The sequence below is a fragment of the Nostoc sp. genome, from assembly GCF_036917815.1.
In the GTDB taxonomy this organism is placed as follows: Bacteria; Cyanobacteriota; Cyanobacteriia; order Cyanobacteriales; family Nostocaceae; genus Nostoc.
Genome location: NZ_JBALEK010000008.1, coordinates 203091 through 224767, shown reverse-complemented (window position 1 = coordinate 224767; position 21677 = coordinate 203091). Strand labels below are relative to the sequence as shown.

At 39.0% G+C, this 21677-nt stretch carries 21 protein-coding genes; 7 read left to right on the top strand and 14 right to left on the bottom strand.

The genetic code is table 11. The annotated features are described in order from the left end of the window. Positions 1-78: 78 nt before the first annotated feature. Positions 79-1155, bottom strand: a complete 1077-nt coding sequence (locus V7K97_RS02690; RefSeq protein WP_334799158.1) for a glucose-1-phosphate thymidylyltransferase — start codon at positions 1153-1155, stop codon at positions 79-81. A gap of 127 nt (positions 1156-1282) precedes the next feature. Between V7K97_RS02690 and V7K97_RS02685 the strand changes: the two genes are divergently transcribed. Beyond that, positions 1283-2056 (top strand): sulfotransferase domain-containing protein, encoded by a 774-nt coding sequence (locus tag V7K97_RS02685; protein WP_334799157.1) that lies wholly within the window; start codon positions 1283-1285, stop codon positions 2054-2056. Between the two features lie 39 nt (positions 2057-2095). Here the strand turns inward: V7K97_RS02685 and V7K97_RS02680 are convergent, their stop codons facing one another. From V7K97_RS02680 to V7K97_RS02620, 13 genes are all read right to left on the bottom strand, one after another. Then, positions 2096-3190: a glycosyltransferase family 4 protein gene (locus V7K97_RS02680; protein ID WP_334799156.1), complete on the bottom strand. Its 1095-nt coding sequence runs from the start codon at positions 3188-3190 to the stop codon at positions 2096-2098. 88 nt (positions 3191-3278) lie between these two features. Continuing rightward, positions 3279-4232 carry a hypothetical protein gene (locus tag V7K97_RS02675; protein ID WP_334799155.1) on the bottom strand — a complete coding sequence of 318 codons (954 nt, stop codon included), beginning with the start codon at positions 4230-4232 and terminating at the stop codon, positions 3279-3281. A gap of 356 nt (positions 4233-4588) precedes the next feature. Then, positions 4589-5887, bottom strand: a complete 1299-nt coding sequence (locus V7K97_RS02670) for a glycosyltransferase family 4 protein (protein ID WP_334799154.1) — start codon at positions 5885-5887, stop codon at positions 4589-4591. Between the two features lie 174 nt (positions 5888-6061). Continuing rightward, the gene (locus V7K97_RS02665; protein WP_334799153.1) at positions 6062-7027 is read right to left on the bottom strand and encodes a GDP-mannose 4,6-dehydratase; all 966 of its coding nucleotides are present in this window, start codon (positions 7025-7027) and stop codon (positions 6062-6064) included. A 34-nt stretch (positions 7028-7061) separates the two neighbouring features. Beyond that, a complete protein-coding gene (locus V7K97_RS02660) occupies positions 7062-10802 on the bottom strand; it encodes a glycosyltransferase (protein WP_334799152.1) in 3741 nt (1246 codons plus the stop codon). Between the two features lie 25 nt (positions 10803-10827). Then, positions 10828-12066: a DUF268 domain-containing protein gene (locus V7K97_RS02655; protein ID WP_334799151.1), complete on the bottom strand. Its 1239-nt coding sequence runs from the start codon at positions 12064-12066 to the stop codon at positions 10828-10830. A 203-nt stretch (positions 12067-12269) separates the two neighbouring features. After that, positions 12270-13010 (bottom strand): ABC transporter ATP-binding protein, encoded by a 741-nt coding sequence (locus V7K97_RS02650; protein ID WP_334799150.1) that lies wholly within the window; start codon positions 13008-13010, stop codon positions 12270-12272. Between the two features lie 4 nt (positions 13011-13014). Then, positions 13015-13821: an ABC transporter permease gene (locus V7K97_RS02645; protein WP_334706175.1), complete on the bottom strand. Its 807-nt coding sequence runs from the start codon at positions 13819-13821 to the stop codon at positions 13015-13017. Between the two features lie 338 nt (positions 13822-14159). Then, positions 14160-14855, bottom strand: a complete 696-nt coding sequence (locus tag V7K97_RS02640; RefSeq protein ID WP_334799149.1) for a Uma2 family endonuclease — start codon at positions 14853-14855, stop codon at positions 14160-14162. Between the two features lie 12 nt (positions 14856-14867). Then, positions 14868-15521, bottom strand: coding sequence for a Uma2 family endonuclease (locus tag V7K97_RS02635; RefSeq protein WP_334799148.1), 654 nt, complete (start codon positions 15519-15521; stop codon positions 14868-14870). Positions 15522-15533: 12 nt separating this feature from the next. Continuing rightward, positions 15534-16310: a Uma2 family endonuclease gene (locus V7K97_RS02630; RefSeq protein ID WP_334799147.1), complete on the bottom strand. Its 777-nt coding sequence runs from the start codon at positions 16308-16310 to the stop codon at positions 15534-15536. Between the two features lie 6 nt (positions 16311-16316). Beyond that, positions 16317-17156: a Uma2 family endonuclease gene (locus tag V7K97_RS02625; RefSeq protein ID WP_334799146.1), complete on the bottom strand. Its 840-nt coding sequence runs from the start codon at positions 17154-17156 to the stop codon at positions 16317-16319. 18 nt (positions 17157-17174) lie between these two features. Further along, a complete protein-coding gene (locus tag V7K97_RS02620; protein ID WP_334799145.1) occupies positions 17175-17903 on the bottom strand; it encodes a Uma2 family endonuclease in 729 nt (242 codons plus the stop codon). Positions 17904-18280: 377 nt separating this feature from the next. Here V7K97_RS02620 and petP point away from each other — a divergent pair, with 377 nt between their 5' ends. The 6 genes from petP to V7K97_RS02590 all read left to right on the top strand — a co-directional run bounded on the left by petP (position 18281) and on the right by V7K97_RS02590 (position 21659). After that, positions 18281-18472, top strand: a complete 192-nt coding sequence (petP, locus tag V7K97_RS02615) for a cytochrome b6f subunit PetP (protein WP_334799144.1) — start codon at positions 18281-18283, stop codon at positions 18470-18472. Between the two features lie 120 nt (positions 18473-18592). Further along, positions 18593-19693, top strand: a complete 1101-nt coding sequence (locus V7K97_RS02610; protein WP_334799143.1) for a Get3/ArsA fold putative tail anchor-mediating ATPase NosAFP — start codon at positions 18593-18595, stop codon at positions 19691-19693. Positions 19694-19702: 9 nt separating this feature from the next. Beyond that, positions 19703-19930: a hypothetical protein gene (locus V7K97_RS02605; RefSeq protein ID WP_334799142.1), complete on the top strand. Its 228-nt coding sequence runs from the start codon at positions 19703-19705 to the stop codon at positions 19928-19930. A 5-nt stretch (positions 19931-19935) separates the two neighbouring features. Next, positions 19936-20982, top strand: a complete 1047-nt coding sequence (chlG, locus tag V7K97_RS02600; RefSeq protein WP_334799141.1) for a chlorophyll synthase ChlG — start codon at positions 19936-19938, stop codon at positions 20980-20982. A gap of 153 nt (positions 20983-21135) precedes the next feature. After that, positions 21136-21288, top strand: coding sequence for a hypothetical protein (locus tag V7K97_RS02595; RefSeq protein ID WP_334799140.1), 153 nt, complete (start codon positions 21136-21138; stop codon positions 21286-21288). Positions 21289-21371: 83 nt separating this feature from the next. Next, entirely contained in the window at positions 21372-21659 is a 288-nt protein-coding gene (locus tag V7K97_RS02590) for a hypothetical protein (RefSeq protein ID WP_334799139.1), read from the top strand. Positions 21660-21677: the final 18 nt, after the last annotated feature.

The window sequence follows — 21677 nt, the reverse complement described above, 5'->3', positions numbered from 1 at the left end:
AGAGTAATTTAATCCTTATATTTCACAGATAGTAGGATAACACTTCGACCGTGGCTTTTCCTGTTTTTAACAAATAAATCACGTTAGTTCAATTTGACAGTCATCACCAATTAGAAATCGCAAAGCTTTGGGGCGACGGGGTGCAAGAGTCAATTGTGCCCTTTGTCCAATGACACTATCAATAATGCGCTGATGGATTCCGTCAATTTTTGCACCTTCTAAAATAACACTGTGTTCTAAATCAGTATCAATGAGTATGACATTGTTAGCAATACTACTATAAGGACCAATAAAGCAGTTTTCTAAATGACAATTAACACCAATGACTACTGGCCCCCGAATTGTGCAGTTAATTACTTTAGATTTTGCACCAATTTTGACTCGTCCAGTAATCTGACTTTGGGTATCAACTTCGCCGACAACTGATGCTGTCAGATAGGTATCGAGAATCAATCTGTTAGCTTCTAACAAGTCATCTTTTTTACCAGTATCTAGCCACCAACCTTGGAGATTGTACGCTAAAACTTGCTTTTTTTGATTAATTAGGTATTGAATAGCATCAGTGATTTCTAGTTCGCCTCTGGTTGAAGGTTGAATATTTGCGATCGCATCAAAGATGATGTGAGAAAAGAAATAAACCCCTACCAATGCCAAATTTGAAGGCGGAACTTTGGGTTTCTCAATTAACTGTAATACCCGTCCTGTTTCATCTACCTGAGCTACACCAAAGGCGCTAGGATTGGCAACCGAACGCAAGAGAATCAAAGCATCTGGCTGTTGTTGGCTAAATTGTTCCAGAAAGTAACGTAACTCACCTAGTTGAATCAGGTTGTCGCCCAAGTACATGACAAAGGGAGAATCACCTAAAAAGGGACGGGCGATTTGAACAGCGTGAGCAAGTCCAAGTGGCTGCTCTTGTAGAATGTAGGTGATGTTCGCTCCGAAGTATTCTCCATTTCCGGTTTTCGTTTGGACTTCTGCTCCGGTTTCTGGGCTGATAATGATGCCAATATCAGTAATGCCAGCAGCGACCATTTCTTCAATGCCATACCATAAAACAGGTTTATTGGCAACTGGTACGAGTTGTTTTGCTCCGCTATAGGTGAGGGGACGTAGGCGTGTACCTTTGCCGCCAGAGAGAATTAGTGCTTTCATAAGGATTGAGTAATGACAAGTCATTAGTCAAGATAATCTGAAATCTTGACAAAATCCCAAATCATTGGATTTAAGTTATGGTGTTAGTTTGGATGTACCCTAATTTAGCTGAAAGGATTAACAGAATTTGAGCAGTTTAGGCTCCTTGCGTCTGGCAATAATTAGCAATCCCCGATCGGGTAACACTTGGCTACGAAAAATGCTGGCAGCCAGTTATGAAATGGCTGAACTGGCGGTGCATCATCCGGCTAACATTTCCTGGCACTCGCTACCAGCAAGATTAGTGCTTCAGATTCATTGGCACAGAAGTGATGATTTAGTTTCATTGCTAGCCGAGCAAGGATTTCGTGTGGTAGCTCTTGCCCGCCATCCCTTGGATGTATTGATTTCTATTCTGCATTTTGCCAACTACGAACCAGAGACTGCCAGCTGGCTAAAAGGTGACGGAGGAACTGAGATATCCATCCTTGAGAAAACGCCACTTAGCCCAGAGTTTATCAACTATGCCACTGGGAGTAGAGCAGCAGCACTTCTCTCCATTAGCCCAGAATGGTGGAGGCAAGAAGACACGTTGAAAGTTCGTTACGAAAATCTGGTGAATGATGCGGTCAAGGAACTTTCGCAGTTTAACGAACAATTGGGGCTGACCCCAGTCAAGCCTATATTAGATGTGGTTTCGTTGCATTCTATCGATCGCCTCCGCACCATGAGTACAAACAATCACTTCTGGCAGGGAAAGTATGCTCTCTGGAAGAAGCTTCTTACAGCACCCGTTGCTCAAGAGATTGCTCTTGCCCATCAAAGCGTGTTAGCTAAACTTGAATATGTGTGTAATGCCGATCCGACTCTAACCGAAGAGCAAGCGATCGCTAACTGGAATGCTATTGCAGTGAAGAACTAAGCTTACCCCGCAGTGTCTCTATTTTCGATAAATCAGCCATTATAGGTACTGCTTGAGAACTTCGGCAGTGGCAAGTCCTGTTTTTGCCCAGCTGAACTGACTGGCGCGGTTGAGGCCAAGGGTATATAGGTGCGATCGCAATTCTGAATCAGTAGCAATAGACTGCATCGCCTCTGTAATTTCTCCGGTGTTGTAGGGATTGATTAAAATCGCCGCATCGCCAGCTACTTCTGGTAAAGAAGAGAGATTAGAGGTAATGACGGGAGTACCGCAAGCCATTGCTTCGAGGACAGGTAAACCAAAACCTTCCCAAAGACTGGGGAAAACGAGAGCGATCGCTTGATTAATTATTTTTGGCAATTCGCCATAAAGTACATAGTTAAGGAACTTCACCCGATCGGTTACACCCAATTCTGCAACTTGCACTTTTAAAGTAGGGGTGTAACGCGAATCAATTGGCCCTACTAACCATAGTTCATAGTCTTTGCAGTTAGGTAACGCCGCAAAAGCACTGATGATTCGCTGGATGTTTTTATATGGATCTTGGCGACCAATGTAGAGAAAGTAGTTGCTGGTGGGGAGGTTGAGATGATAGAAGTGAGTGCGATCGTGCGCTAAAGGAATCGAAGTAATTTTGCTGGCGGGAATTTGGTAAAAATCGGTGATATCTTTAGCTGTGGTCTGAGAGATGCAAATAATATGTTGTGCTTGGTTAAGAACTTGGGGCGTGTAGTAGCGGTGGTAGGCTGTGAGTGGTGAGAAGCGTTTAGCAAAGCGCAACGGTATCATATCAAAAGATGTGACAACAAAACGACAATTGCTATAAAGGGGTGCTTCCGGTAGGGGGGAGAATAAAAGACTTGATTTGAGGTTTTTATATATTTGTGGTAGTTCAAATTGTGTCCAGAGAAGGCGGTTAAAATGACCTTTAGTGCCGTGGTTTGGGGTTAAGTTTGACGGTATTGGATAGCAGTCAAAATCGGGATATTTTTGCGCTACTAATAAAGTGGGTTGCAAAGATTTTAAATAAGGAAAAATGTTTTGAGCATAGTTGCCTATACCCGTTGGTTGAGCTAGGAGAATAGATAAGTTAACAATTAATTGGTTAGAGGAAAAATTATCTACTATATTCATTTAGTATTTTTTATTTTGCTATAAAAATAATAATTTTGACATTATTAAAAATTAGAGAATGCTAAGGTAACTTAAGAAGCGTAAGTTTTTACACAGCTTTTCTGATGATCATACCAAAGGATGTAGAAGCGAAACGATCGACTAATAATTTTAAATGTGCTTCTTGTGGGATGTCATGTATTTTACTGTAGTATGGAGGAATATCAATAAATTTATCTAACACACAAGAACCAATATTGAAATCTAGTGGTGCTACTTGATGTCCTGCAGCAGTTAGTTTTTTAGCAATTTGTTCAAAATCTTTTTTTCTAAAAAGTACTGTTCCTCTGTTGTCAATAGTTTCTTCTTCTTCTAAATAATTAAATTCTGTCGTCTGTATACTTATTCCTCCAGGAACTAGAGTTTTTAAAGAATTTTCGATAAATAGAAGTCCATTTTTAATGCTGCCTAGATGTTCTAATGCACAAGCAGACCAGCAGAAATCATATTTACCCTCTAAGTAAGCAGGAATAGCATTCATATCGACATACTTTAGACTCACATTTTTAGTAAATAGTTCTTTTGTACATAACTCAGGACGGAATATCTTTTCTAAATAAGACATATTTTGTTTAGTTTCTATCCAACCTTGTGCAGCTGATGCTGTTGGATCTAAATCTGTAGCCGTAATCGCAACATCATAAGCAGCAAGAATACTTGGCAGAGGTTCTTGACCACAACCAAAACCTAAACCTTTACGTCCAGGAGTAAGTAAATCGTATTCATATAATGCTTGTAAAATATAGCAAAATTCCCACAATTTTCGATGGTATGCTACAGGCATTTTCATCTCTTGACACCAGTAGAAAAACCAATTTGATTCAATATCATTTTGTTGACAAGCTTTTGATTGCAAGTTGATTTTTTGTGGTGATAAATTACTAGGTATTGTCAACTGTTCGCGCAAATTACGAGCATATTCATAGCCGAAAGTTTTAATGTTCAAGCTTATAGCATCTGTTTTTTTCAATAATCTTAATAAATTCAATATAGCTTTTACCATTTGTGATATTTTATATGACATATATTTTCGACTTGCTTTCTAGTTTGTTGTGTAAAGTTTAATTGCTTAATCTTGGTCTTTTAACAGAATTATTACTGACAATAAACAGGTTTATTAGTAGTTTATTTAACAAATAATAGGGTAATATCTCACTTTTGTAAACTGCGGTATAGTGTTAAGTCTGATGAAATTCCATAGCATTTATGACCAGAAACTGACTGTGAAGTTAATAATCTCAGTTTGAGAGATTGCAGATTTGCAGGGATATTGAAAGCGTAAGTTGTTACACCTGTGGGTTTCTTAGACAAAAAAGATCGATAGTCCAACAAATTTTTAAGCTTTTAATTAAACTGAATTTAATTATACAAACAAGAGAGAAACTCCTCAGCAGATTCTTGCCATGAGAATGGTATATACTCATTTTTGATGCGCTCTACCAAGTTATTGTAGTAAATCTCTGAATCAAGTAGCTCTTTTAAAGCTTCATACAGTTCTATTGGTTGAGTAGGAAAGAAATATCTACAAAAATCACCTCCTACTTCAGGCAAAGAGCCACCATTGCTGGCAATTACAGGTTTACAGTGTTGTAGTGCTTCTACCACAGGTAATCCAAATCCTTCATAAAAGGAGGCTTGAACTAAACAATAACAATTTTGATAGAGAAAATCTAGTTGAGCATCGGTAACAGAACCTAGTATTTGTATAAGCTTGCCATACATTTTATTAGATTCTATCAAATTATCAGTTTCTGAGTCCCAACCTTTATTACCTGCAAAAATTAAAAATACATCATCATGACTAGAATTTATCAATAAATCAAAGGCTGCAATGATGGTTTTAATATTTTTATGAGGCACTAAGCTTCCAACTACTAAAATATATTTTTTATTAAGCAACTTCTGCAACTTTACATCAGGGCTGTTATTTTCTTCACTTAGTAACAAATCATGTTTATAATAGTTGCCGCCCAAGCGAAAGCTTTGAACAATTTGTGAGTTATTATTAGCTAAGATTCCTTGAACTTTCGCATTACTATAATCTTCAGCACTCTTTTTAGAAATACATAATACCTTATCGAATAAACTCGAATAATCGCTGTAGAATTTTGTAAAAGCTTTAGTAAATCTCTTGGTAGAAAACTCTGGAAATTTTATTGGAATGAGATCATAGCATATAACTACAATAGTAACTTTGTGCCTTTTTAAAAGTTGTAAAAATCGGTAGTAAGTTTTAGGTAAATCCCAATTAGCATCAGCTATCACATAAATATCTCCTGACTGGATTATAGAATCTTCAAATTCAAGGAAAACTTTTTTGTTTACTGAATTTGAATCAAACCAATCAATTAAATTTAATCTATAAAAAAAATTGATAAATTTATTTTTCAGCTTCAAAACGAGAGCTTGAAATTTTATATTTATTTTAGTTAGAGCGAAATATTTGTTAACCTCGATCAAATGGTAGTCTTGCTGTTGATTAAGATTAGTCACCCTCCGCATAAAACTACCATCAAACATAACCGCTACTATTTCTATATCTGTGCAGTTTGAGCTTATTTGCAATAATTCAGAAGTTAGTTCTCGAACTACTCGATGGATTCCAGTATTTTTATACGTATGTTTTGCAGTGTGAGTACAATCTATAAATATCTTCATCCTAAAACCTATTTGAAACTATTTTTATGCAAATTTTTAATATTTTTTTACTTAAAAAACTTACCTAAGAAAAGCCATAAATAAAAAACTTAGTAGTTACATTCTTAGGTAAGCTATTTTAATTTTTTCCTAGTTTCAAGTTAGTGGTTATTTATGATTAAGAAACTAAACGAGCTAACTGCTTAATTTCTTAAGGTCATAATCAACCATTAACTCGACCAATTGACTAAAAGAGTATTGAGGCTGCCAACCTATTCCATTTTTAATTTTATCAATGCAACCAACTAACTGCACTGATTCATCAGCACGATAAAAAGTGGGATCAACCGAGACATAATCTTGCCAATTAAGCCCAACACAGTCAAAAGCACACTCAACAAGTTCTTTAACAGAGTACGTTTCACCACTGGCAATGAGGTAGTCATCAGGTTGTTCCTGCTGCAACATTAACCACATAGCGTAAACAGCATCTTTAGCGTAGCACCAATCACGACGGGCATCTAGGTTGCCTAATTTTAATTCATTTGCCAAACCTAATTTAATTTGGGCAGCTGCGTGCGTGATTTTGCGAAATACAAATTCTGTCCCACGTCGAGGCGATTCGTGAGTATAAGTAATACCACAACAGTTGTAAAGGTTGTATTTCTGCCGATAGTTGACAGTCATCCAATGAGCATAAGCTTTGGCAACACCATAAGGATTCCGGGGACGAAAGGCAGTGCGTTCGGTTTGAGGTGATTCGTCGGGTTGACCAAAAACTTCACTACTGGATGCTTGATAGAATCTGGCATCAGGTTTGCAGCGACGAATAGATTCTAAGAGGCGGGAGACACCGAGAGCTGTATATTCAGCAGTGAGAGCAGGTTGTGTCCAAGAAAGAGGAACGTAGCTTTGAGAGGCGAGATTATAAATTTCGTCCGGTTGACATTCACTCACTACATCCATGAGGGATGATTGATCGAGGAGGTCGCCGGATACTATTTGAATGTCGCCATAAAGGTGGGTGATACGCTCTAGGTTACTGGTGCTAGAACGGCGGACTAGACCAAAGACTTGGTAGCCTTTTGCTATGAGTAGTTCGGCAAGATATGAACCATCTTGTCCGGTTAACCCGGTGATTAGGGCTTTTTTTGTTGTCATACTCACAATATATTTCTTTTCTGTAAATACTGAATCATAGCATTGATACTTTTGGTTTAATACCAACTAAAACTGGGTATACTCCTAGCGAGAAAACTCGAAATTCTAGTATATATGGTGTATCTATAATAAACTCCAGTTTTGTCTTTTCTTTCTTTAAGATATCTCTTAAAGTAACTTCTTTTTTGGCTATAATTAGCGTACCAGAATTAGTAGAAATATCTGCGATCGTTACAACTAAATCTAAACTAGTTTTATATATTTCATTATCATAATCCGAGGCAAAGATTTCAAACTCAACTAAATATTTCCCTTTGTGATAGGAATCGTAAGGGCCAAAAATAGCAAATCCTTCACCATCATCAGGATTTACAAAGACAAAATACTCTTTCTCTATTTCAATAATTGAACCAATGCCATGAAAAATCACCTCATTTTTAATTTTTTGGTTTTCTAGGTAAAACTCCTGCATTCGCTTAATTAGAGTTCTATCTGCAAGATCAATTTCTTGAAATTTTTGAGATGTTATCCACCAAACAAAGCAATTTTGCGGATCTTGATTAATTGCACTTTCAATGTCTTCTTGGTATAAATTTATATCTAAACAAGATTCAATATATCTGCCAAATAAATTAGGTGGAATTCCTAATAAGTCTTTTGAAATCAAACCAGATGAATCTTTAATTTCAAAACCTGCAATCCGTAAAAGCTCACACGCTTGTTGAAAACTTAGTTCATGTATGTGTTCTGGTTGCTTCCATCCATATCTATTGGTAACAGTATAATTTGGACTATCAAGTACAAAAATCCCATTTGATTTAAGTACTCTATTTACTTCTAACAGGAAAGTTACCTGCGATTCCCAAGATATATGTTCAATAAATTGACCAGCAAATACTAAGTCAAAGCTTTGCGACTCTATTAAGCTTAGATCATCCCCATCATGTTGAATCCAAGTTACATTATTTGGTAAATCTAGTGGCTTTGGATTTAAATCTATACCAGTGTGATTTTCAATAGAGTAAGGGTAAAACTTATCGAACCACTCGAAGTACCAATTTCCAGCACATCCAATGCTTAATATTTCTTTAGCTTGTGGTATCTTTGCCAGGCAAATTGAACGGCATTCGTGTAAAAAATCATTAAAGTTCAGTTGTTTTCGTAAAGGAGTCTGTATTGGTATCGCAGTCTTATTGAAATCGAAATTTTCAACTACTTGCTGTCCTTCCTTACGCGGCTGTTCTTCCTTATGCGAATTATCAACATATCTAGCAAAAGTAGTAAGTACTTTTTTGGATACATTGGGTGTAACTTTAGCTAATTCCCGTCCTACATAGTCAGCAAGTTTTTTGCTTTTTGCTTCAGGTGAAGAAAGTATTTGCTGGATAAATTCAGCATATAAATTAGCACATCTTTCTTGGGAATGTTCCTTAGCAATATACTTATATGCATTTTCGCTCAATGATTTTCTGTAGTCTGAATTTTGAGTTAGTAAAATAAGAGATTTCAATATCTCTTCTACTTCATCACTTTGTCCAGGCTGGGGTATTTTTAACACCACATCATTGGGGAAATCAGAGAAGGAACCGATATCTGTAACAATAGTAGGCTTACCAACAGACAAAATTCGCAGAAGTGATGCAGAGCTTTCTCCGTTGAAAGGAAATCTTAAGTTAAGGCATATATCTGATACTTCTATATAACGGTAAAAGTCTGTCATATTGACATAGCCAGTAACTTTGACTTGACCTTGTAAACTTAGTTTTCTAATTTCATCTTCTATATTAATTGTACCAAGGTAATCAGTACCACCCACAAATACTAAGTAAGCATTTGGCTGAGTTACAAGATACTTTTTAAATGCATAAATAATTTGTAGTGGACGTTTAGTATTATTGATAAATCCGAAGGTTGATATTATGAGTTTGTAGTCTGGAAGATCCAACCCTTTACACTCATCTCTTAGTGATTTTTCCTTAACAACATAATTTGGTACTATCTGAGGTATGTGAACAATATGGCTATTATCATTAGTAAATTCTTTAATCGCACAGTTATAAGCCCATTTGCTGTGTAATATAACTCCTAGAGAGCGCGTAAAAATTCTTCTATTGACATAAATACCTACTCCTGACAGCTTCTCATTTATATCTAAACCTTTTGTTTTTAAAAGGTTTAAAATTTTTACTGCTCTACTTTTTCCGTAACAGTGTTCTAGTTCTTTAGAAAATTTAATACCAAGCTCTGGAAAACGAGCTTCCATATAATTAATTAGCCCTCCCAAGTAATAGTCATGCAACACTGATATTCCAGAATATCTCATTAATTGAGAGTACATATAAGAATGGTAACTACTATTGCCTATCTGGTAAATAATACCTTCATATCCTTGATATCTAAATCTTTCTTCAAATTTACTATGAGAAAATAAGTTATTACTGATGTTAATATCGGGCAAATAACTATCATCATGGTATAAATCAAGGTTAATATGTTGTCCCAATGATGGTAACAAGTCCCCACTATAGTCTGCTATACCAGATTTAGCTGGTGGAAATGGGCTAAAAAAAGCTATTTGTGGTTTTTGATTAACTGAAATAGATACTTTTTTTAATAGCTGATGTTCTTGAAACACATCAAGCATATTTTTAGCAACAGATTGCCAAGAAAATTTTGCTGATTGCTGAAGTGCATCCTCTGAGATTTTTTTTCTAAGGTTCTCATCAGATAGAACTTTTTGCATGATCCTAGCCATATCAGAAGGTGAGTATGGATCGAACAGTAATTCATCAGAACCTAAAATTTCTGGCAAAGATGAGCTATTACTTGCAATAGCTGGTGCGCCACATGAAATAGCCTCAAGTAGCGGTAAACCGAAGCCTTCATAAAAAGAAGGAAAAACGAATAGAGAGCAGGTTGAGTATAAAGCTCTTAATTCTTCATCTGTAACATAATTTGTTAATATAATAGATTTATTAATTCCTAATTTCGACGCCAAGCTAGTTATTTCTTTACTAAAATGCTCAGAAACTTTACAAGCAACTACTAGCTGGTAACATTCCTGCAAATTCTTGGGTAGGGTAGAAAAAGCTGTGACTAGCCCTTCAATATTTTTTCGCCAATCTTCACCTCCTGTATAAAGAATAAATTTTTTGTAAATACCAAATTTCTTCGCAAAAGTTTCGAGCCAAGCTTGATGTTCATGAACATGAATTGGAGTAAAAAAAGCAGAAACACCACCCGAAACGTTTAAAACTCTTTCAGGAGATATATCGAGGTATTTAATTACATCTTGGCGGGTAGCTTCCGAGATTGCGAATATAAAATCAGCATTTTGTATATTTTTTAAGCGCTTCATGTAGAGTGAGCGCATATTTAACTCATTTAAGTATCTATCAGAAAAGATGAGAGGTATTAAATCATAGCAGATGACAAAAACTTTTTTAGGGAAATTGCTATAGTCAGGTATTGTGGAGTCTAAACCCTCCATCGGGCTAGGTATAAATATTATGTCAACATCTGCTGCCATTAAAACAGTTTTTAATAGTAGTTCATTGATATCACAACTACCAATGTATGGGTAATCTACAGAATTATATTGAAAGTAATTATCATCTAGTTCTGGGGCTGGTAGATTACTATTAGTATATAACTGGTAACTGAGAGTATTTTGCTGACTAAATAGAGCTTCTATTACAGATTGTGTATAACGACCAATACCTCTATTCCTAGAATTATTTGTTTGCAGAGCTTGAAGATCAATGGCTATTTTCATGCTGCGTCAACTTTGATTTAATTTTTTATACAAGATTTTTCTTACATACCAACATAGCTACCGCACCAGGAAGGTAATTATCTGGATTATGTTCTTTTTCAGATGCTTCTAATTCATTTTCAGTGATAGTCCAAGTGAAGTCATCCTTACGTACTCCATAGGATATTTGAACTATCTTGAAATCTTGAATTAGTTTTTGTAGTGATTCTTGGTTATATATTCGATGCACTGGTGTTAAAGCTTTTTTGCCATAGGGAACTGTGAGTATAAAACTACCTTCTGGTTTTAAAAGTAAACTAATCTGTTGGACAGCTTTAATATCATAACTCTCCCCCGTTTCATCTCCATACCATCCCAAGCCAATATGTTCCAGAGTAGATAAAGCAATCACACAATCAAAACTAGCTGGCGGTAATACAGGGTTGCAGATATCAGTTTTAACAAACTTCAAGTTGGGATGAAATAATGCTATGGGGCGAATATCTATTGCTGTAACTGAGTAATTAAAACTAGCTAACTCATACGAAAGGAGACTTTCAGCAGCACCAACATCTAGAATTTCTATATCCCTAGATTGGTACAAACAAGCTAGAGAATGCATGACAAAAGTCTTTTCTAAAATTCTTTCAGTAGTCTCAACCCAGTAAGCTTCACCATTATCACGATGACCTACCCAGATTGGATCATTAAACCATAACCCACTCTTAATTTTTGCTTCTTCAGCAGAAGCAAATTGACTGGCTACATTATTATTAACTTGCAGTTCAGCAGAGAGTTGGTCTATTGCCTGTTGAAGTTGAGGTAGTTGGTCTATTTTCTGCTCAAGCTGAGAAAGCTGGTCTACTTTCTGCTCAAGCTGAGAAAGCTGTTCTACTTTCTGCTCAAGCTGAGAAAGCTGTTCTACTTTCTGCTCAAGCTGAGAAAACTTCTTGTTTACCTCTTTGTCCCTTGTATTATATTCATCACTTTGTTGTATTAAATTGTATAAAAGTTGTCTAACAGCAGAATTATAATAGACTTGTCTTTTGAAAATAGGCCATGCTATTTTCTTTAAAATACTTTTTAGCCACTTACGAATAGCATTTGTATATATATCATTAAAAAATAGTAAGTAGTTACCATCAATTTCTATAACGTAACTATTGTTTACTAATTTATTAGGTAAATTTATTGTTTTCCTTGATTCATTTTCATCTGGACGATTAAATCTAGCAGATTGTTGATAAACATCACTAATACGCTCTAGTATTTTTTCGTAATCCATCTGATTCTCCTGAAGTTTATCATAATATCATTCTTCCGAAAAGAATACATTTTTTTATTAGCAAATTTTATTCAAAGCCTAACTAAATCCTTGCTCAGTCTATCTAATCATATTAGTTGTCCTATTCATATAGTTCACTAAATAATTTTCCTTAAGACAAAATTCCTATTTATAAGTAAATAACTAATATTAGGTAATTGACATTAAATTCTACTTACTGAATTTAAATAGTAGTCGGCAGTTTCATCCGCATTTCCCATAAAACGCACTTTTCCTTGATCTAACCAAATTCCTCGAACACAAGACTGTTTTATAAATTTTAAATCATGAGAAACGACTAATACAGTAGCGTTCTGATTCCAAAATTGCTCAATTCTTCGCTTACACTTGTTTTTGAAACTTTCATCTCCCACCGACAAGACTTCATCCAATATCAAAATATCAGGCTGGATATCGGTGGCGATCGCAAACCCTAATCGCGCTACCATTCCAGAAGATAATCCCTTCACTGGTACTAATGCATAATCTTCTAACTCTGCAAACTCTAATATTGAAAGCGTTCTTTTCCGCATTTCTGCTCGAGAATATCCCAGTAATACGCCATACAGCAAAATATTATCCATCACAGAAATTTCTACATCAAACCCAGCACCAAGCTCAATCAATGGAGCAATTTGACCGCGTACTCGCACCAAACCACTGGTAGGTTGCAAAATACCAGAAATTATCTTTAATAGTGTTGATTTACCAGAGCCATTCGCCCCTATAATACCTATTTTTTCACCTCTTTCAACAACTAAATCAATTTCATTTAGCACCTGTTTCTTCGCAGGCTGGTGATATTTACCTTCTAAAACAGACAGCAGTGTTTTCTTTAGGTCATAAGAAAACTCTTCTTGTGTCCGTCGCCACAGCGAAACTCGATCTAGGCGAATTACTTCCATTTATTTACAGCAAATCCATAAATTGATGCCGCCACAGGTGAAAACAAACCCATCCCAGTGACAAAATAATTATGCCACTGAGCAAGGCTCCCCAAATTAAACTTAAATCTGGTAGCACTCCTGATAGTGTAATCTGACGGATACTTTCTATAATTGGTGATAAAGGATTTAACCCTAAAAATGCTTTTACTGTTTTTGGAACAATATCTGGTGGATAAAACACAGGACTACTGATCCAAATTACAAATATAATTAACTCATAAAAATAAGGTAAATCTCTAAAAAATACATATAAAGCGCTTACCAAAAAACCAACTCCCGTACAGACTAAAACCAGCGCTAGAAATGGAAACAGCAATGCCAGCACATTTATTAAACTTTTGGATTTAACAAAAGTTATAATTCCTAACAAGGGCAGCACCCCGACGGAAAACTGAAATACATTTGCTGCAATCATTGATATTGGAAAAATACTGACTGGCAGACGAATTTTATTTAAAAGTGAGCCATTACCCACTACACTAGTCAGTGCCTGAGAGGTAGAAGCTGAAAAAAAGTTGATTACCACCAGCCCTGTAAATGCTGCTAATACATAGTTTGGTATTGAGTGATTGTAATACGACGAAAACGTTGTCCCAAAAATTGCAGTGTATAGCCCGGTCATAATCAACGGGTTCAAGAGTGACCAATAAACCCCCAAAAATGAACCCCGGTAACGCACTTTAAGATTTCGCGCTACCAAGACGTGCAGCAATTCCCAGTAGCGCCACACTTTCAACCAAGTTGAATTACTTTTAACCGAAAGCTTCATCCTTACACACCGCTACACATCATAGCTAAATTATTTGCAAATTTTATACTATTGGCGGCTACTTTACCGCATTACTTTAACAATAAAAACTTTATTTTAAAAAGCATTGTTAAATACACAAGTTACTAATTACCATTTTTATACTTTTAACCACATCCTATCTCGGCAAGACCAATTAATTTATCAATTGGTTCCTAGAACTATCTACCACAAATTATTAGGTAGCGGCTGATACCATGAAATTGTTTACAAGTCAAGGATAATGCTTTCCAGGATATCTGTTCATGGGACTATCTAAGGGCTACTCTATCTAGCTAAGTCGAATTATCTGGATCAATTTAACTCAAGTTATCTGGATCAACTCCCTGCGATCGCAAATATTCTGCCAGTTTATCAGCCCGTTGGCGTTCTTGTTCAGCCCGTTGGCGTTCTTGGTTTGCCCGTTGGCGTTCTTGTTGTAATTGTTCAGCTAGCTCCGTCGGTATGAGTAATTTCTCCCCCGTATCTAGACGATAAAATCCCAATAATTCGCCCTCCACCGCCACTCTTAATCTTAAAGGTTGAGATATACCATCGGTAATTAACTGGTAAGTCTCACCATCTAACCTATATCCCCTTAACTTTTCTTCAATCCATTCCCCCTTGGGGTCAAATAACCAATATTCTAAAATCCCTAATTGTTCATAGAGATTTTTCTTTTGCTCTTGGTCTTGTTTTTGAGTTCCTTGAGAAGTCATTTCAAATACCACCTGGGGAACTTGACCTTCCTCCCAAACTTTATAATTATCCCGACCCCCAGGCGGCACATCCAAAATTACCATCACATCTGGTGCAACTCTTAATTTAGGAAAACCTTGAGCATAGTAGAGAAATTGGTCTGCTAAAACTGTGGCTTGTCTACCTGCTAGGTATTGTTTAATTACTTCTAGTGTGGTGAGAATTGCGTAGAGATGTAGGTATGATTCTGCCAATGGTTCACCGTCGGAACTGGGATATTCGATGTTAGGATTGACTATTTTGATGGTTGTAGTCATGGCTACCTTTTACTAGGGTAGGTTGTTTGGATCAATTCCTTGCGATCGCAAATATTCTGCAAGTTTATCAGCCCGTTGGCGTTCTTGTTGTAATTGTTCAGCTAACTCCGTCGGTGTGAGTAATTTCTCCCCCGTATCTAGACGATAAAATCCCAATAATTCGCCCTCCACCGCCACTGTTAATCCTAACGGTTGAGATATACCATCGGTAATTAACTGGTAAGTTTCATCCTCTAACCTATATCCCCTTAATTTTTCTTCAATCCATTCCCCCTTGGGATCAAATAACCAATATTCTAAAATCCCTAATTGTTCATAGAGATTTTTCTTTTGCTCTTGGTCTTGTTTTTGAGTTCCTTGAGAAGTCATTTCAAATACCACCTGGGGAACTTGACCTTCCTCCCAAACTTTATAATTATCCCGACCCCCAGGCGGCACATCCAAAATTACCATCACATCTGGTGCAACTCTTAATTTAGGAAAACCTTGAGCATAGTAGAGAAATTGGTCTGCTAAAACTGTGGCTTGTCTACCTGCTAGGTATTGTTTAATTACTTCTAGTGTGGTGAGAATTGCGTAGAGATGTAGGTATGATTCTGCCAATGGTTCACCGTCGGAACTGGGATATTCGATGTTGGGATTGACTATTTTGATGGTTGTAGTCATGGCTACCTTTTACTAGGGTAGGTTGTTTGGATCAATTCCTTGCGATCGCAAATATTCTGCAAGTCTATCAGCCCGTTGGCGTTCTTGTTCCGCCCGTTGGTGTTCTTGTTCCGCTCGTTGGCGCTCTTGCCCTGCCAGTTCCGCCAACGTCGGCACCCAACCTGCGCCATTATACCAACGTAACCATAAACCTGTTGTTTGCTGATAAGTACCCCACCATAGCCCCAATCCTAGTTCTAACTTGTCCAGCCAGAAACGGTTTTCTGTTAGGGAAATTGCCTCATAACTAGTACCAGTGAGTCGAAAGGCGCGGAGATTATTTTCATAACGGTCATAAATCACGTAGTAGGGAACCCGCAAAATCCCTTCGTATACTTCCCACTTCGTCGGCGGTTGATTTACCTCCCTTAATCTTTGTCCCAAGTCATCTTGTTCAGTACCTGGGGAAAGTAATTCCACGATTAAAAATGGATTAACTCCTTCTTGCCAAACGACGTAACTTAAGCGGAGGTTTTCTTGTTGACTAGCACTCGCTACTCCCAAAACTAAGTACCAATCAGGACGCTTGTACCATAAAGTATGGCGGGGGTCGTAGTAAAGGTTCAAGTCACTAGCAACCAAAATTTCCTCAGATGAATAGTTGGGAGGTTGACAAGTTTCACTGAGTAAATCCGCCTGAATGCAATGAAATTCGTCTGGCAAACCTGATTCCCCAACTAATTCGCTAGGTAAATCATACATCGTCGGCATGGTTTCTTGGGGCGGACGGGGTGGAATTGGTTGATACATATTGACTTATCTCAAATTATCTGGATCGACTCCCAGCGATCGCAAATACTCTGCCAATCGCTCTGCCCGTTGATGTTCCTGTTCCGCCCGTTGATGTTCCTGTTCAGCCCGTTGGCGTTCTTGTTGTGCCCGTTGATGTTCAAGTTCCGCCCGTTGGCGCTCTTGTTGTGCCCGTTGATGTTCAAGTTCTGCTTTTTCTGTTCGCGTCGGCATCCAACCTGCTGCATTATACCAACGCAACCACAAACCTGTTGTCTGCTGATAAGTGCCTTGCCAAAGACCCAATCCTAGCTCTAACTCTTCTAACCAGAAGCGGTTATCCGGTAAAGATATTGCCTCGTAGCCAGTACCATTGAGTTTAAAGGCACGCAAATAATTTTCATAGCGGTCATAAATAACATAGTAGGGAACCCGCAAAATGCGTTCATATACTTCCCACTTGGTTGGGGGTCGGTTTACTTCCCGCAGTGTTTTTCCTAAGTCTTCTTGTTCTGTACCTGGTGAAAGTAATTCAATTACTAAAAATGGATCAATTCCTTCTTGCCAAATGACGTAACTTAAGCGTAGGTCTTGCTGTTGGCTAGCGCTAGGTACTCCTAAAACCATATACCAATCAGGACGCTTGTACCACAAAGGATGGCGCGGATCGTAGTAAAGATTTAAGTCACTAGCAAGCAAAATTTCCTCAGATGGATAAGTGAGAGGCTGACAAGTCTCACTGAGCAAATCCGCCTGAATGCGGTGAAATTCATCTGGCAAACCTGATTCCCCTACTAATTCACTGGGTAAATCATACATCGTCGGCATGGTTTCTTGTGGCGGACGGGGTGGATCTGTTTGATACATGACTACTACCTTTGTTGCTTAACTCAAGCTATCTGGATTAACTCCCAGCGATCGCAAACGTTCAGCTAACCGTTGCGATCGCAGCCGTTCTTGTTCCAACTGCAATTGTGCCTCAGATGCTTGTTGCTGGGCAACAGATGCCTGTTGCTGCGCTGCAATAGCAGCTTCCTCTGGTGTTGGAACTAAATTACCATCGGGTGTAAAGTAGCGCAATTTACCTGCTTCTACGCCTAAATACAGCCTAAGCACATCGCTCCAACGCCATCCCCGCGCATTTGGTGTAATTTCCTGATACTTGTTGCCTACTAATTCAAAACCCGCAAATTCAAAATTATCCGGCGAAAACCAAAAATATTCTGGTGTGTGAAATCGATTTTCATAGAGATTTTTCTTCAAATTTCGGTCAATATCAGCCGTACTTTCAGAAAGTAATTCAATAATCAAATCTGGATAACGACCATCTTCCTCCCAGACTACCCAGGAACTGCGCGATCGCTTTTCGGTGTCTTTGACCACAAAAAAGTCTGGACCGCGAAAATCTCGATTTCGCAACTGCTGACGGCTAAAATAGATTGTTAGATTCGCACCTATAAAGAAATCATTAGAGTCACGCCACAGCCACTCAAGGGAAGTTACTAGCAGCAGTAGCTGCATATAGTGCAATGAAGTTTCCATCTCTGGCTCATCACTTAACAACCGAGTTGCATCGGGCATTTGTTGTTCTAGCTGTTGCGCTGTGACAAACATTTGGGTATATAAGAGTTTGGTTGTTGATTTAATTTTAAGCTGTTAGGTCAGAAGTTAGGAGTTAGGAGTTAGGAGTTAGGAGTTAACTTTATCGTAAATTAAAGGGTTTAAGAACCTGCAATCTACATGTAGCACCCATTTCAGTCGGGGTTTAAATCCCCCGAAGTTGCCACAACGCTCTTAACTTATCGCAAGGCACTTCTCAACTCTTGGAGACGCACTCGCGTTCGTCTGAGATGTCTTTAATTTTGAATTTTGAATTTTGAATTGTTAATCTCCCTCATCTCCCCCATCCCCTCCATTTCCCCTGAATTTATGAGAGCAGAGTCACGGATTCCGCTACACTGAGACGAAGGTTTATTGCATTGTAATCAGGCATGGAAATCGGACAAAAGGTTAAGGTCTATCGTTTGCGCGATCGCGTTTCTCCCCCAATTGTGAAAAAACTCGGACAAGTGGGTATCATTCAAGGTTACAAAGTTACCGATGGTGCTGGAATCGGCGTAGTGGTACTGTTTGACGACAATACTTCCACTTGGTTTTTTGAAGATGAAATCAAATCTGTGTAGTTGTAAAGAACTCAGATCCGGTTTTTCTTGGTATCTGAAATTTCAAGCACAGGTTGAGAGTCTTTGTTGAGTGCTAAGTTGGAGTTGAAAAGCAAAGGCGGTGAAAATAGGAATCAAGTAATGGCTCTAATATTGACATTTTTGGGCAAAGGCGGCACCGCTCGTACCAAAATTGCGATCGCCGCCGCCAAATTATTGGCAAGTCAAGGCAAGCGCGTACTCCTAGCAGGACAAGCAGAACCAACATTGCAAATCCTGCTGGGTACTCCCATTGCTGCTGATCCCCAAGAAATCGCTCCCAAATTGCAAGTAGTCCAGTTTCAAGCATCTGTGCTACTAGAACGCAACTGGGATGAGGTAAAAAAACTTGAGGCGCAATATCTCCGCACCCCCATATTCAAAGACGTTTTTGGTCAAGAACTGGTAGTATTACCAGGGATGGACAACGCCCTAGCCCTCAATGCTATCCGCGAATATGATGCCAGTGGGAAGTATGATGCGATCGTCTACGATGGCACGGGTGACTCTTTAACGTTGCGAATGTTGGGTTTACCAGAATCTCTCAGTTGGTATGTCCGGCGATTTCGGCAATTGTTTGTCAACTCCGATTTGGGGAAGACAATTACTGAATCGCCCTTGATTCAACCGCTAATTAGCAGTTTTTTCAATATCAACTGGACAGCAGATAACTTTGCAGGTCCCACTAACCAAGTCAATAATTTCTTAGAAAAGGGGAGAGCCGCTCTTGCTGATCCCAAGCGTCTCGTTGCTTTTTTGGTGACTACAGGAGATCCCATTGAGGTAGCAAATGCTCGTTATTTGTGGGGTAGCGCTCAACAAATCGGTTTAACGGTCGGTGGTGTTCTGCTTGTGTCTACTGAGACAAATGTCAACCTGTCAGAGGAATTTATACCTCTACCTGTGAGCGTCGTTCCTGACTCGCCCCCAGGTGACTGGCAACCACTGATAGACGCTTTACCTAACTTTGAAGCACAAGCGTTACAAGCTCCCAAAGCAATTGAAATAGACATCCACAATCGTCAAGTACGCTTATTCTTACCAGGATTTGACAAAAAGCAGGTCAAGCTCACCCAATATGGCCCAGAAGTCACGGTAGAAGCAGGAGATCAGCGACGTAATATTCCCTTACCCCCGGCTCTCAGTGGCAGACCCGTTGCTGGAGCAAAGTTTCAGAATAGTTATTTGATAATTTCGTTTTAAGTTATGGGCATGGGGGATGAGGGGGATGAGGGAGATGAGGGAGATGAGGGGGATGAGGGAGATGAATTAATTAATAACCAATGCCCAATACCCAATACAACTCTTGGAGAGGCTGCGCCAACGGCAACTCTTGGAGACGCTACGCGTAGCAAGATCCCCGAAGGGGTACGCTCAGTACAAGTGCCCAATACTTCGGCTCCGCTCAGTACAAGTGCCCAATGCCCGATTAATCAGTAAAAATTATGTCAGAATCAACTCCCATTACCCCAGACCCTAACCCATCGGAAGCAGTAGACTTAGTTGCAAATAATCCCAGTGAGCAAGCAACAGCAACGAGCGATCGCAATGCGAAAACTAGGCAGCTGTTGGGGATGAAAGGCGCATCGGCTGGGGAAACTTCAATTTGGAAAATTCGTTTGCAGCTAATGAAGCCCATTACCTGGATTCCCCTAATTTGGGGCGTAGTCTGTGGTGCGGCTTCTTCTGGTAACTATACTTGGACGCTGGAAAATGTGTTGAAGGTAGCAACCTGTATGCTGCTGGCTGGGCCATTGATGACAGGTTACACTCAAATCCTCAACGATTACTACGATCGCGAAATCGATGCCATCAATGAACCCTATCGCCCAATTCCCTCTGGGGCAATTCCTCTACCCCAGGTAATTATTCAGATTTGGGTATTACTGATTGCTGGCATTAGTTTGGCATTTGTGCTAGATGTCTGGTCTGGTCATGAATTCCCGACAATTACAGCGATCGCAATTATCGGTTCTTTCATCGCCTATATTTATTCTGCACCTCCCCTCAAGCTCAAGCAAAACGGCTGGCTAGGTAGTTACGCCTTGGGTGCAAGCTACATTACCCTACCTTGGTCTACAGGACACGCTTTGTTTGGCGAACTGAATTCCACGATTGTAATTTTGACGATGTTCTACAGCTTGGCTGGATTGGGTATTGCCATTGTCAATGATTTTAAGAGTGTAGAAGGCGATCGCCAGCTAGGATTAAATTCACTACCCGTAATGTTTGGCATCACCACTGCGTCTTGGATTTGTGTAGTGACAATAGATGTCTTTCAAGGATTGATCGCAGCTTATCTCGTCAGCATTCACGAGAATTTGTATGCAGCAATACTAGTACTCTTAATCATCCCGCAAATTACCTTGCAAGACATGTATTTCTTGCGCGATCCTGTGAAGAATGATGTTAAGTACCAAGCCAGTGCCCAACCTTTCCTGGTTTTGGGAATGCTGGTAACAGGTTTAGCACTGGGTCATGCTGGCGTTTAACTTATACTTCTATAGCGGTTCCCATTCAGATGCGGTACAACATTACATCACGAGATGTAGGGGCACGGCAGTGCCCATTGGTGTCAACTTAACGTGAAAGCCAGCCTAGAACAAGCTTTTAGAGATTATCTCGTTCCCAGTCTCTGACTGGGAATGCCCGTCGTTGAGGCTCCGCCTCAAGACTGGCGGCAGCAGCCCAATCAGATGCATTTCCAGCCAGAGGCTGGAAACGAGGTTTTAAAGGGGTTTTGGCTTAACTTGACACCAATGGGCAGTGCCGTGCCCCTACGGGTGTATCTCACGTAAACGAGAACCGCTATATAAGAAGTTAGAAATTAGGAGTTAAGAGGTAATATACTTCTAACTCCTAATTTGTATCAGGACATACCGTGTTTAAACTGATATATTTCCTTATTCATGGGATTCAACCTTTGTTAGTCCCGATTTGCTTTGTCGTTGCTTGGACTGTAATTATTCTCGTTGTTTTGAGTATCTGGGCTGCGGCGCGAGATAGTGTGACTACAGCCAAACAAATGCATCAAATTCCCTGTACTGGCTGCCAATATTTTACCGACAATTACCGTCTTAAATGTACTGTACGCCCATCTATTGCCAATACAGAAGAAGCGATCAATTGTTCTGACTATCAACCGAAGACGAATCCTTATCTGTATTAGGGAGTGGGGAGTAGGGAG